The organism is Acidovorax facilis (assembly GCF_023913775.1).
Taxonomy (GTDB): Bacteria; Pseudomonadota; Gammaproteobacteria; order Burkholderiales; family Burkholderiaceae_C; genus Acidovorax; species Acidovorax facilis.
Map to the genome: position 1 here is coordinate 1 of NZ_JAMXAX010000162.1, position 12,010 is coordinate 12,010.

Below are 12,010 nucleotides of genomic sequence, written 5' to 3' on the forward strand. Positions count from 1 at the left end.
CAGTCAGAAGTGGACCATGCCGATTCGGGATTGGAAGGCAGCGCTGACCCGATTTACCATTCAGTTCGGAGACCGCATCTCCGTCAACTGAAGTCCGAACCGTTTACACAAAAATTCGGACACGCCCGCGTAAACCGGCGTATGTCCAGTCCGCCTCTTTTGAATCTGCGGGTCAAGGCCGCCCAGAGAGTGCTGTTGCCGACGTGCGTATCGCCACCGAGCCTGGCTCGTCGGTGACCACGACGAGCGGGGAGTACCCAGCGCGAGTCTCCCGCGCACGTCTTCAATTCGCGGAACCACGACACCACCGTCGGGCAAAGGGGAACCACGTAGCCGCGCCGAGTCTTTACCGTGTCCTCAGTGACAATCCAGATGCCCTTTTCCAGGTCCACGTTGACCCACTGCGCTTTGACGAGCTCGATCGTCCGTACGCACGTCGCAAGCAAGATTCTGAAGGCCAGAGCGTTCTCTGCGCCAATCGACTTGATGTCGGGCAGTAGGGTTCTCAACTCGGTTTCGGACAACATTAGCCTGCGGCGCACGGGCGGGCGCTGACCAATGACGGAGACCAAATCGATGCCTACTGTAGGGTTGATGTGAATCAGCCGCTTCCCTAGTGCATGAGTGAACAGCCGATTGCAGGTCGAGCGTAGCCGTTTGCACATCGTCCAGGTGCGCCCTGAGTCGGCGATCAAGCCCACGATGTCTGCTGACGTCACGCTGGTAACCAGCATCGCACCGAGTTTCGGGATGATGACTTGGTCGAGATCTGCGTTGCGGGCCTCTTGGGTGCTCTCCGCCAATGCTGCAACGATCTTTTCCCGGTAGTCCTCAGCCAACTCGCGAACGCTCCAAGTCGCCCGAACGCGGACCTTCTCCTGTTTCTTGGTGATGGCTGGGTCGCCGCCCTTGTCGATTTCGACGCGCTTCTCCCGCGCCAATTGACGGGCGGTTGGAAGGCTGATGTCGGGATAGTTACCGAGCGTTAGCTCGCGAGCCCGTCCGCCGAACTGATAGCGGAGAACCCAGGTGGCGGTGCCCGCTGCCGAGAGCGTGAAGGTGAGTCCGTCGCCGTCAGTTCGCGCGATGGGTTGGCGAGCGCGAATCCAGTGCTGGATCTGCACTGGTGTCAGAAGGTTCTTGCCTCTCTTTGCCACCTTGAAGTCCTCCGTACAGAACCTCTGGTGACGATCGACCGAGGTCATGTCTACGACAGCTCATCTACTTCGAGCGGAGGCGCAACATCAATTTCCTAGCTACGTCTCTGGCTACAGATTCTAGCTACAAACCTGGCTACAAATCCAGTCCGACATGCCCTGAAACGGAGTGGTACGTAGTGGCAAAAAGTTATGCGGTGACAACGGCTTATCTAGTTGTCGACTGGAATTCCTTGATACGTGTTGATGTTGCAGTAGGCATTGCAGCAGGCAATTTTCATTACAATTTTTACTCTTTGTATCTTGTTGATTTTCTTAGGAAAATCCGCTGAGTTGAGGTTCTTAACTACGTGTCTAGCTACACAAAAATGGTGAGATGTAGTGAGACTACATGCGTTTTGCCTTACCGAAGCAGATTTAGCAAGAAGGGTCAAGATCTGTATTGCAGCGATGGCAGCACTTGGCGCGCGCCTCTCGACTGCCTTGTAACCATCAGCTAGCAGTCGTCACCCTCACGGCGCTTAGTTAGGGCGGGTCTTGCAACCGCACGCAGAGCTAACGAAGTCATCTTCTCGCTTCGGAGCCATCCACCCCATACAGATTTTTCCCTTCGACTACAGACCGCCAAGCGGCTTTCCCGGGGTTGCGCAGGCTCTCGTCCTCCAAACGAGAGGCCGCATGCGCCTTGAAATCATCGATGGGGCAGTAGACGGAGTGCAGCGACTCGTCGCGTGGCAGGCTGTATGTCTGGCCGTTGGTTGAATCCCAACTGTTGCGCAGAAATTCCAGGGCGAAGTTGTCCAATGAAGGTTGCACGGCTTTCACGGCTGCATAGACCGCAGGACAGTCAGTGGGTACGGAGCGGGCCAATGTCCACAGGATGAAGCCCGGATTGTTCATCTGGAACAGTCGATCCTCCTTCGCTGCCTTCAACACATTCGCGGCAAAGGCCTGGAGAACACCATCGCGAGCGCCAGCTGGCGCGGTAAGCTGTTCCGAATAGCGCTGTCGTTGCGGCACGTAGCTTTGCGTTACGATTTCTGCGGCACAGGACAGAGTCCTTGAATCTGTCGCGATTCTTTCCGCCAACGCCTCCGTGCGATCAGGGTCCACGGACTTGAGGAGCATGACAACCGCACGCAGGGCGTTGTCTTCAGCGTTCAGGCCGATGGATTCCTTGCCGGCTTTGGTGCGGTCTACGAACAAGGCTTGCTCTGGCAGGCCGGCGATCGCCATGCAGAGATCATCTAGGTCCACAATGCCTTCGCCGCCCAGCGATTGGGCAACATCCCCAAGCAGTTCAAGAAACGCGTAACAATTCTCTGTGGTGAGCGATCCGATGACTGCCAGTCGCTGCTCTGGCTGCTGCAGATACCGTTTGGCTGCCTCCAGGCTGACATCACCGGAGGTCACGCTGAGCTGGAGTGCGACTGCTAACCTGGCGGGATGGGCGATGGTGCCATCGACATAGGAGGCGCGTCCCAATGCATAGGAATCCTCCGCTTCTGCCACCGATGGAAAGAGATAGTGGACGACGCGCTGAACGCCCGACGGGGAACTGGAAGCGTCATAGGCGAGCTTACGCTCCGGCGTCCGATCCTTGATCACATCTTCCGATTTTTCGAGAAGACCATGATCGTCGACGAGCCTGCCCACAAACAGTCTTGGATTTCTGCGCAGCAGTTCGAAGACGGCGGGCGCTTTCACCGAGAGCGCGGCGAGCCCGAGAATGTCGGCGAAGACGATTTCTCCTCGAAGCGGGGGCTCTATCATGCGGACGGCGTTGAACACCCGAGCCATATCGCGCGGCTGGTCCAGCAATTCACGCAAGCCGGAATAGTAGAGGCCAGAAAGACGCTGATCATGTTCTTTGAACCGAGGTACGAGCGCTTCCGGCGGCAGTTCGTCCAGTGCGTCGTTGATGAGCTTCCTGCGCGCCGAAAGTGAGAGGCTCGGCAGGGGCATGCGTATCTGCACCACCTTGTCCAGGTAGCTGCTGGCGTAGGGAACACCCAGTTTTTCCAGCGCACTGCTGACGTATGCCGAGTCCCACGCCAGAACATACCCTACGTGGGGCAGTTCACCCACCGCCTTGATGATGCGGACCATCTCAAATACTTCGTTCGGAAAGAGCCGATCGATGTCATCAATGAACACGATGATGGGCCGCTGGAACTGGCGCAGCGCTTCTTCCACCTTCTGCTTGTAGGCTTCGATGTCGGGAGTTTTGTACTCAGCGATTGAACCGGTCGCGTCTCCGACGGCATCGAACACCGACTTGATCAGCGAGGTCCAGGGTTCCGCGCCTGGAATGAGTTTGACCAAATCGAAAGCCTTCGAATAGGCTTTGATTTCCTTGGCGACTTTCTTTCCATCACGGCTGTGATCACTCAGGTTGATGGCCCCGGCGATCCGCGACAGGAAATGCCTCAGCAAAGCATCCTTCTCGCCGACCAGCCACGGGTTGAAGTGGACGATCAACGGCTGATGTGCAGAGCCTGGCTGATTCAGGATCGCCTCGATCATGGCCAGGGCCGAGGTCTTACCGCTGCCCCAGGCGCCTTCTATGGAGACGACCAGCCCTGCAGAGGATGAAACCTTTCTCAGTGCCGCGGCGGCGGACTCTGCATATCCGGTGCGATCCAGCTTGTCGCCTTGTAGTGCGTTTGCGGCCTGCAGGGGAATGTCGAAATTGATGCCAGCGTCTGTGTCGTTCATGAGTCATTCGTCTCGAAGTCCGCTCGCATAGATGGTCACGTCACAATTTCTACCTTCTGGGCGATCGCGTTGTACAGGTCGATCTCGGTCTGTTCGGTCCGGATCGACACCACCAAGCTGTAGCGCGCCGGCAGGTCGTAGCGTTCGAGGGCTGGGCGAGTCCGCCACCATCCTGCCGCGGGATACACGGCCAGGAACCCTCGGCTTGCTAGGTCAGCCGCTGTGCCTTCCCACACGTCCTGGTGAAGCGAGCCACGATGCCGCTGCCGTTCACCCAGGTACCAGTCGGGGTCGCGCGGGTTCACCGGATCGCCTTCGTCCTCGCGCTGCGCGGCTGCGTTGACGCGGGCCACGAAGTCGGCTGTGGATGCGTCGAGCGGGCGTTGAACGTCAAAGCGAAGTCGGTGCGACGGATAGTAGAACTTCGAGGCGGCGCCTCGGGCTGAAGGATTGGGTTCGACAAAGTAGGACAGTGTCACCCGCATCTGCACGCGGGCAGCCTGCAATGCCTCCAGCTCTTCGCGGGGCCAGGGCAGGGCGTGCAGGTTCATGTCGCGGCTCGCGGGACTCTTGCCTTTTTCCTTCTTGTAGGGATGCACCGAATCTTCGACCACCAGCGTGAGCGAATTTCCTGCGCTCCAGAGCGCACGCCCCAGGTCGGGTTCCCCCCAGCCGCAATGCCGGATGAGGTTCGTGTACTCGTTCTTGGTGGGCGTTCCCGCCGCTGGCAGGTACCGGGCGCGCATGGCCGGAGTCCATTCGGCGGAATGCGCGATCAGAGCCCGGATGGTCTCGGGACGCAGGCTGGGGTACGCGGCAACGATTTGTGCTGCCATGCGGGCGCACAGGGCAGAGGCGGCACTGGTGGCGTTGAATGTTGTGAAGAGCCGAGCCAGGGGCTCGTTGTTCGTGGAAAGCAGGTGCAGACTGCTCATGCCCATCGGCCCGAGGCCGTTGTCGCCCAAGTTCCCGCCTTCCAACACCACATCGGGCTTCAGTGGCCAAGCGCTCTCCCACGCAGCTGAGGTCGTGGTGTACGGACTCAGGTCGCCGCTTGGCGCCAATGCCGTGTAGTTGATGTCCTGAGTATCGGACTTGGAAGTACATGCGCCGACGGTTAAGGCGTTCCATGCCTGACCGGGGTCGTGAACGAGATTGGTCGATAGGCTTGCCGGATAGTCGGCCCAAGCGGCAGGGTCATCCGTATTGCCAGCGGAGAGGATGAACAGACGGGGGAACTGTCCACTGCCATCAGCATCGGCGGCGAGGCTGTCCACAGTCGATGACCAGGATGAGGGCCTACCCCGGTCTCGATAGTCCGACGCGGTGATCGCCGAGCAAAAGACGCGCCTGCGGTTAGGGAACGAGATCTCCGGCCGCGCGACGGCGTCGCTGAACAGCGACGCGTGAAAGGACGGCGGGCCGGGATTGGCGCCTCCAGCCGCCACGAGCCGCACGGACTCCAGACGATGTTCGATGTCAACCGGCGAGGCCGTGGAAATTGCCTCCGTGAGGTCGCCATAGGCGGCCAGGCCTGCCATACCAGTGCCGTGATTGGCGGTGTCATCGGCCAGGCCCGTCGGATCGGCACTGTGCATGTCGTCGGCCGCGATGAGTGGCGCCAGCAGTGGATGGCCGCGATTGACGCCCGAGTCGAGAAGACAGACGCGCGGCGTCTCGTCATCCTCCCGCGCAAAGCGCGTGCGCTGCAGCAGTTCATCCGCCCATTCGCGCTGTTCCCCGACATGCATCTCGTCGAAAAAGCTGGCGGTCTCTTTCGCCAGGCGCAACTCCGCGACGCAGTTCAACGTCATCACGGAACGCGAGAACTGCCGCTCGGAGCCGTACATCAGCAGGACGGTGCGTTCCGGAAAATCGGCCTGCTGGTCGCTGACCACGCATTCGGCCAGCGCTGCCAGCTTTCTGAAATCTTCGACCACGGCCTGTCGCTGCTCACGAACGGGAAGCCAGACCTCCCACCAGAACGGCACGGTGGGGTCCGTGGGCAACAGCGAAATGTCATCCGTCCACAGCGCGCGGAGTTCGGTAGCGCGGATGGACTCGATGGTGTTCAGCAGTGTCCGGTGATCTCTGGCGTTCCCGTTCTTGTCTTTCTTTTCTTCAAGGTACTCTGCAACGTACTTCTCGAAGTGCTCCAGCTTGCCATCGGGAACGAACACGTTGGCGAACGTGTGTTCGCCTTCCTGGCGCACGCTGAGCAACTCGATCTTCTGGCGATCGTCGGCAAGACTCTGGAAGGCAAGTTCCACATCGGGTTGACTGACGAAGTGGATCTGCAGGCCCAATCCGCTTTGAAGCTCTTGCTCTTGCTGTGCCGCAACCGCGGCGGTCAGCAACGGCTTGAGATCCTGAATCTGACGCTGCAGCGCTTGGCCATGTTGCTGGCGCGGCAAATCAGGAATGGTTGGTTTGCTCCCGCCGTTCGGCGTGTGAGCCGTGAATGCCTTGGGCGTCGAGGTGTCGTGAAGAACGAGGTGCGGTCGCCTATCGTGTGGTTGTTCCGGCATGATTCGACGCAGTCTTGTTGTTGGCTATTTTTTGACTGAGCTGCCGACGTTCTGCCAATGCCTTGCTCAGTATGTCCCCCTTGACGCGCTCTTCGTCGTGCATGACGGCCTCTTTGATGGACTCGTCGATCGCACGGCGGATCTCCGCATAACTCAACCCTTGCGCTTTCGCGGCAATGGCCTTCACCAGAAACGGCTTGGGGGCAAAGTTGCCCAGGCGCGATCTGATCAGATTGGCCGCCTGTTCGGGCGTGGGAAGGTGGTACTCGATCACGTCGTCGAAGCGACGGAACAAAGCGTAGTCCAAAATTTCCGGATGGTTGGTCGCGGCGATGATCAGGCTATTGGACTGGTCATGCTCGATCATCTGCAAAAAGCTGTTGAGCACCCGCCTGATTTCGCCCACATCGTTGGCAAGGCCACGCTGTGAACCGATGGCATCGAACTCGTCGAAGAAGTAGATGCCTCGGACTTCGGCGATGGCGTCAAAGACCTGCCGCAGCTTGGCTGCTGTCTCCCCCATGAACTTGGTGATCAATGCATCAAGGCGCACAAGGAAAAGCGGAATACCAAGCTCACCTGCAAGAGCGGAGGCCGTCATAGTTTTGCCCGTGCCGGGCGGACCAACCAGCAGCAGCTTGCGACGTGGCGACAGTCCATGCTCGCGGATGCGAGCAAACATGCGCTGCTCCTTCATGATGCGCTGTAGCTGCTCCGTCGCCTGGTCGTCGAGCACCATGTCCGCCAAGCGATTCTTGGGATAGGTGACACTCAAGAGACTTGCTAACTCACCGCGCGGCCTAGCCAGCGGCACCAGCTTGTGCTGCTGCTCGTCGGACGCTGCATGCGCCTTGGCCGCATCGATCATGTCGCGCAGCTCCATCGCCAACTTGCCGTGGCCCACCTTGGCTTCGTGGGCAGCAACCTGCATGGCGACAGAGTAGAACTGTCGATCGTCCCGGTTGATGTGGGACTTCAAGAGCGCCTTGAGTTGTTCTGCGCTAGCCATGACGTCCGCCTGCGTGTGTTGGTTCGGGGCTCTTGCCCAGTGACGCCAAGGCCGATTGTGCGAGGGCACCGGTGAGCTTCTTGTCGACGTTGCCGAGGTCATCGTGCTCCGAAGCAAGGACGAACAGCACGCCGATCGGAACGTGGAGGGCACTGGCAATCTTGGTCAGCGTTGACAGCGTCGGGTCACGCTTGTTGTTCTCCAGCATGGAGAGGTACGACACTGAGCAGCTCGCTTTGTGCGCAACATCGGTTTGGGATGCCTTGCGCTGCGTGCGGCACAGCCGAATTGCATGGCCAACGTTCATCGTCAAGGTCTCCACAAGAGGTCTAACGCAAGCGCGCAGAAGTTCATAGCTGCGCCAAACGTTGACGCGTTTTGATTTTACCAGCAGTGAAATTCGGATCCAGCTTGCTGGGCAACGGATTCCATGATCGCTCCCCCGATTGGAGGCGCAAAAAATGCACCTTCGCTATTCCGGTGTCTGTTGCCTGGAAAGCGCTTGGCGACGCCCTCGACCGCCTGCTCTTGATCGCAGCGGTCTGGTCAGGCTGGGCACCATCGCCGTAGATGGCACCAAGGTCAAAGCGAATGCCAGCCGCCACAAAGCCATGAGCTACGCCCGCATGCAAAGCACCGAGGCCGAACTCAAAGCCCAGATTGCCGCATTGCTGCACAAAGCAGCCCACACCGACGAAGCCGAGAAGAACGAGCCCGATCTGGACATCCCGGCAGAGCTGGAGCGCAGGCAAGCCAGACTGGCGGCCATTGAAGCGGCCAAAGCCCGTCTGCAGGAGCGCCAAGCCCAAGCCGATACACAGCGAGGCCGCAGCCCCGGCGATGAACGCAAACCCCGCGGCAAGGACGGCAAGCCCAAAGGAGGCCGCCCTTACAAACGCGACTTCGACATCCCCGAGCCCAAGGCCCAGAGCAGCTTCACTGACCCTGACAGCCGCATCATGAAGCGCGCAGGCGGAGGCTTTGATTACAGCTACAACGCCCAGACTGCAGTGGACGAGAGTCATCACATCATCGTGGCCGCCGAGGTGGTCAATGCCAGCACGGACGTACAGCAACTGCCCATGGTGCTGGATGCGGTGCAAACCCACACTGGCGCGCAGGCAGTCCAAGTCCTGGCCGATGCGGGCTACCGCAGCGAAGCGGTGATGGCAAAGCTGGCCCAAACGCACCCCGATACTGAACTGGTGATTGCGCTGGGGCGTGAGGGCAAGGCACGCGGTGCGCCCAAAGACGCCAAGCGCTACCCGCACACGGTGGCCATGGCGGTCAAGTTACAAACCGAGCAAGGCCAGAAGGACTATAGAAAGCGCAAATGGATCGCCGAGCCGCCCAACGGCTGGATCAAGAATGTGCTGGGGTTTCGCCAGTTCAGCATGCGCGGTTTGGAGAAGGCAAAAGCCGAGTTCAAGCTCGTGTGCATGGCGCTGAATCTGCGCAGGATGGGGGCGATGAGGGCCGCTTGAGGGGGAAATACGGGGACAAGTGCCGCTGCGACCACTGCTCACGACTTGCCCACTTCAGCCCCAGGCGCACCAGCCGACCCTCGCAGATAAGTCGGCGCAATGCTTGCCCGACCTGTGAGGGAGCGCCGAATGGATCGAAACCGCTGCTCGGGAAAACATCGTCGTTTCAGCTCGCGAGGAAATTCTTGATACGGCTGAGCGAGTTCATGGCAGCGGAAATGAATTTATGAGGCGTAGCTAAGCCAGACACATCTGCACCCAAGGCCTTCAGGCAACATCGGGCATGCTTTCTTCTCTTCAGTCCCCCCAGACCCTGGCCGACCGTCCCGCTGACGATTTTTCCCGCGCTATGCCTACACTGCCTCAAACGGGATTTGTCCGTCAGGCGCAGGTCTTGGTGTTCATCCCATTCTCGAGAGCCACGCTGTGGCGTCGAGTCAGCGCGGGCACTTTCCCTGCCCCCGTGAAATTGTCTGAGCGGATCACGGCGTGGCGTGTCGAAGACATCCGACAATGGATCGCAGAGCAGGGGGCAAGGGACTGAATGAGGTCAGGCGGGCAGCGGATATCGGCGTGTGTGTAGGTCAATTTCTAGCTACGCATGTGGCTACAGATTCTAGCTACAAGCGTGGCTACAAATCTACCCCGACATGCTCCGAGACGAGGTGGTACGGAGTGGAAAAAAATCAAGTTGTGACAACAGGTTATCTACTGATTTCCTGCTATGTCCTGATACGAGTTGATATTGCAATTGGCATTGCAGGTGGCGATTTGCATGTTTTTTGCCTCCAGCGCTTGATGGGTAAGCGCTAAGTGCTATCAATTGATGAGCTTTGCGTTCCGGAGCCGTGTCAACCTGCGCGCACGTAGGTCACAAAGCTGAAGGGCAGCCCCTTGGTGCTGACGTGGCGGCTGCGTGCGGATTCTGTCCACGGCGCACCCAGCGTGGGCGCGTAGGCATCCCCGTCGAAATCCTGGTCGATCTCGGTCACTTCCAGGCGGTCGGCCAGGGGCAGGGCCTCGGCGTAGATCTGCGCGCCGCCTATCACCCACACCGTCTGATCGGCAGGTGCCTGCTGCAGCGCATCCTGCAGGCTGGTGGCGCGCACGGCGCCCTCGGCCTGCCAGTCGCCCTGGCGCGTGACCACGATGTTGGTGCGGCCGGGCAGGGGGCGAAAACGCGGGGGCAATGAGTCCCAGGTCTTGCGGCCCATGATGACGGCGCAGCCCTGCGTGAGTTGCTTGAAGTGCGCCATGTCCTCCGGGATGTGCCATGGGATGGTGTTGTCCTTGCCAATGACGCCGTTGGCGGCGCGGGCGTAGATGAGGTGCAGGGGCATGGTGGGGCCTCCTTGTTTCAGATATGCAAGGCGGCGAGGGCGCCCACGCCCAGGCCCACGGCAGCCACGCCGTACATGCCGTACTCCAGCCATTTTTTCTTGGTCAGCAACGCAATGGCGGCCAGGGCGATCGCCACCTGCAGCGCCGTGGTGGCCTGTGCCCAGCGGTGGTGCTGGTGCATCTGGGCCTCGCTCTTGCGGTCGAACTCATGGGCGTCGGCTTCGAGCTTCTCGGCCACCACCTTGATCTCGTTTTTCTCGGCCTCGTAGCGCTCCACCTTGGTCTGGTAGCCTGCCTTGCGGTCGTCGGGCGCCAGGTCGCGGGCCAGCTCGGCCAGGGACTGCTTGGTGCTCTTGGACTGGAAGTAATTCCACTGGTTGGACGCTTCGGTCTTCTTGATGGCTGCGTCGTTCTTGAGCAGGCCGGCATTGGCTTGCGTGGCGCCGCCCATGTAGGCAAAAATGGCACCCACCGTGGCCACGATGGCGGTGAACATGGCGATCTTGTTCATCGACGAGTTGCTGTCGGTGCCGTGCGCTGCAGCGTGGTCGCCGTGGGTGGCATGCTCCACTGCGTGGTCGTGGGGGCCGTGTACGTGAAATCCGCCGGAAGACATGGATAAAAGCTCGTGGTGTTGGGTGGAAGCAGGCAAGGCGCTGTTGACTCTGCCCTTGGGACTCAAGAGGTAGGGGGTACCAAAGAGGGATGTCGGCTGATCAAACGGCCACAGGAGCCTTGATGGCGGGGTGGCACTGGTAGTCCAGCACTTCAAAGTCTTCGTACTCGTAGTCAAAGATGCTGTCGGGCTTGCGTTTGATGTTCAAGACCGGGTAGGGGTAGGGCGTGCGCGCCAGCTGGGTCTGCACCTGCTCGTGGTGGTTGCTGTAGATGTGGCAGTCGCCGCCCGTCCAGATGAAGTCGCCCACGTCCAGATCGCACTGCTGGGCCACCATGTGGGTCAGCAGTGCATAGCTGGCGATGTTGAAGGGCACTCCGAGGAAGATGTCTGCGCTGCGCTGGTACAGCTGGCAGCTGAGCGTGCCGCGCCCGCCGGGTTCTTGTGCCGGGGCCACGTAGAACTGGAAGAACGCATGGCAGGGCATGAGCGCCATCTTGTGCAGCTCGGCCACGTTCCAGGCGCTCACGATGATGCGGCGCGAGTCGGGATTCGTTTTGAGCGTATTGATCACATCGCTGATCTGGTCGATGTGGCCGCCGTCCGGCGTGGGCCAGCTGCGCCATTGCACGCCGTACACCGGGCCCAGGTCGCCGTCCTCTCGCGCCCATTCGTCCCAGATGGTCACGCCGCGCTCCTTGAGCCAGTTGTTGTTGCTCGACCCCGTGAGGAACCACAGCAACTCCTGGATGATGGATTTGAGGTGCACCTTCTTCGTGGTGACCAGCGGGAAGCCTTCTTTCAAATCAAACCGCATCTGGTGGCCGAACACGCTCTTGGTGCCGGTGCCCGTGCGGTCCGACTTGTCCACGCCATGGGTGAACACGTGGCGCATGAAGTCTTCGTATTGTGAGCGGACGGGGCGGGCGTGTTCTGTCATGGCGGTTGGAAGGCGAAAGACGCGATTTTAGGGGGGCGGCTGCCGGCTGGAACCGGCTAAGCTCGCAGACCTTTTCGCCCATCTGCCCTTTGACCCGTCCTGAATAGCGTTGACACCCAGGACGGTTTAAAACTCCAGCCGGACTATCCGGCCAACGACGCCCGATGCACCGCATCGGGCGTTTGCATTTTCAGCGATAGGTGTGGCCGCTCGCAGT

At 60.0% G+C, this 12,010-nt stretch carries 9 protein-coding genes and 1 pseudogene; 2 read left to right on the forward strand and 8 right to left on the reverse strand.

All coding sequences use genetic code 11. The annotated features are described in order from the left end of the window. Nucleotides 1–83: 83 nt before the first annotated feature. From NFX52_RS26940 to NFX52_RS26960, 5 genes are all read right to left on the reverse strand, one after another. Nucleotides 84–1,205, reverse strand: coding sequence for a tyrosine-type recombinase/integrase (locus NFX52_RS26940; RefSeq protein WP_238385720.1), 1,122 nt, complete (start codon nucleotides 1,203–1,205; stop codon nucleotides 84–86). A gap of 516 nt (nucleotides 1,206–1,721) precedes the next feature. After that, a complete protein-coding gene (locus NFX52_RS26945) occupies nucleotides 1,722–3,875 on the reverse strand; it encodes a KAP family P-loop NTPase fold protein (RefSeq protein WP_055401273.1) in 2,154 nt (717 codons plus the stop codon). 35 nt (nucleotides 3,876–3,910) lie between these two features. Further along, the gene (locus tag NFX52_RS26950) at nucleotides 3,911–6,403 is read right to left on the reverse strand and encodes a S8 family peptidase (protein WP_252635899.1); all 2,493 of its coding nucleotides are present in this window, start codon (nucleotides 6,401–6,403) and stop codon (nucleotides 3,911–3,913) included. Then, on the reverse strand, nucleotides 6,381–7,412 hold the full coding sequence (locus NFX52_RS26955) for an AAA family ATPase (protein WP_055400403.1): 1,032 nt from the start codon (nucleotides 7,410–7,412) through the stop codon (nucleotides 6,381–6,383). The genes NFX52_RS26950 and NFX52_RS26955 overlap by 23 nt, the downstream gene beginning before the upstream one ends. Continuing rightward, nucleotides 7,405–7,719 (reverse strand): helix-turn-helix domain-containing protein, encoded by a 315-nt coding sequence (locus NFX52_RS26960; protein ID WP_055400405.1) that lies wholly within the window; start codon nucleotides 7,717–7,719, stop codon nucleotides 7,405–7,407. The genes NFX52_RS26955 and NFX52_RS26960 overlap by 8 nt, the downstream gene beginning before the upstream one ends. Before the next feature lie 232 nt (nucleotides 7,720–7,951). Here NFX52_RS26960 and NFX52_RS26965 point away from each other — a divergent pair. Next, nucleotides 7,952–8,896, forward strand: a pseudogene (locus NFX52_RS26965) (transposase); the annotation flags it as partial. Between the two features lie 349 nt (nucleotides 8,897–9,245). Continuing rightward, a complete protein-coding gene (locus tag NFX52_RS26970; RefSeq protein WP_055400415.1) occupies nucleotides 9,246–9,440 on the forward strand; it encodes a helix-turn-helix transcriptional regulator in 195 nt (64 codons plus the stop codon). 307 nt (nucleotides 9,441–9,747) lie between these two features. Here NFX52_RS26970 and NFX52_RS26975 read toward each other — a convergent pair whose 3' ends face one another. The 3 genes from NFX52_RS26975 to NFX52_RS26985 all read right to left on the reverse strand — a co-directional run bounded on the left by NFX52_RS26975 (nucleotide 9,748) and on the right by NFX52_RS26985 (nucleotide 11,793). Beyond that, the gene (locus NFX52_RS26975) at nucleotides 9,748–10,236 is read right to left on the reverse strand and encodes a dihydrofolate reductase (protein WP_055400409.1); all 489 of its coding nucleotides are present in this window, start codon (nucleotides 10,234–10,236) and stop codon (nucleotides 9,748–9,750) included. Between the two features lie 17 nt (nucleotides 10,237–10,253). Further along, a complete protein-coding gene (locus NFX52_RS26980) occupies nucleotides 10,254–10,853 on the reverse strand; it encodes a DUF4337 domain-containing protein (protein WP_055400411.1) in 600 nt (199 codons plus the stop codon). 100 nt (nucleotides 10,854–10,953) lie between these two features. Continuing rightward, nucleotides 10,954–11,793: a thymidylate synthase gene (locus tag NFX52_RS26985; RefSeq protein ID WP_055400413.1), complete on the reverse strand. Its 840-nt coding sequence runs from the start codon at nucleotides 11,791–11,793 to the stop codon at nucleotides 10,954–10,956. Nucleotides 11,794–12,010: the final 217 nt, after the last annotated feature.

What these genes read in the sequence shown, in the direction of transcription:
- NFX52_RS26940 (WP_238385720.1), bottom strand. Translation starts at nt 1,205, where the DNA reads ATGACCTCGGTCGATCGTCACCAGAGGTTCTGTACGGAGGACTTCAAG.
- NFX52_RS26945 (WP_055401273.1), bottom strand. Translation starts at nt 3,875, where the DNA reads ATGAACGACACAGACGCTGGCATCAATTTCGACATTCCCCTGCAGGCC.
- NFX52_RS26950 (WP_252635899.1), bottom strand. Translation starts at nt 6,403, where the DNA reads ATGCCGGAACAACCACACGATAGGCGACCGCACCTCGTTCTTCACGAC.
- NFX52_RS26955 (WP_055400403.1), bottom strand. Translation starts at nt 7,412, where the DNA reads ATGGCTAGCGCAGAACAACTCAAGGCGCTCTTGAAGTCCCACATCAAC.
- NFX52_RS26960 (WP_055400405.1), bottom strand. Translation starts at nt 7,719, where the DNA reads ATGAACGTTGGCCATGCAATTCGGCTGTGCCGCACGCAGCGCAAGGCA.
- NFX52_RS26970 (WP_055400415.1), top strand. Translation starts at nt 9,246, where the DNA reads ATGCCTACACTGCCTCAAACGGGATTTGTCCGTCAGGCGCAGGTCTTG.
- NFX52_RS26975 (WP_055400409.1), bottom strand. Translation starts at nt 10,236, where the DNA reads ATGCCCCTGCACCTCATCTACGCCCGCGCCGCCAACGGCGTCATTGGC.
- NFX52_RS26980 (WP_055400411.1), bottom strand. Translation starts at nt 10,853, where the DNA reads ATGTCTTCCGGCGGATTTCACGTACACGGCCCCCACGACCACGCAGTG.
- NFX52_RS26985 (WP_055400413.1), bottom strand. Translation starts at nt 11,793, where the DNA reads ATGACAGAACACGCCCGCCCCGTCCGCTCACAATACGAAGACTTCATG.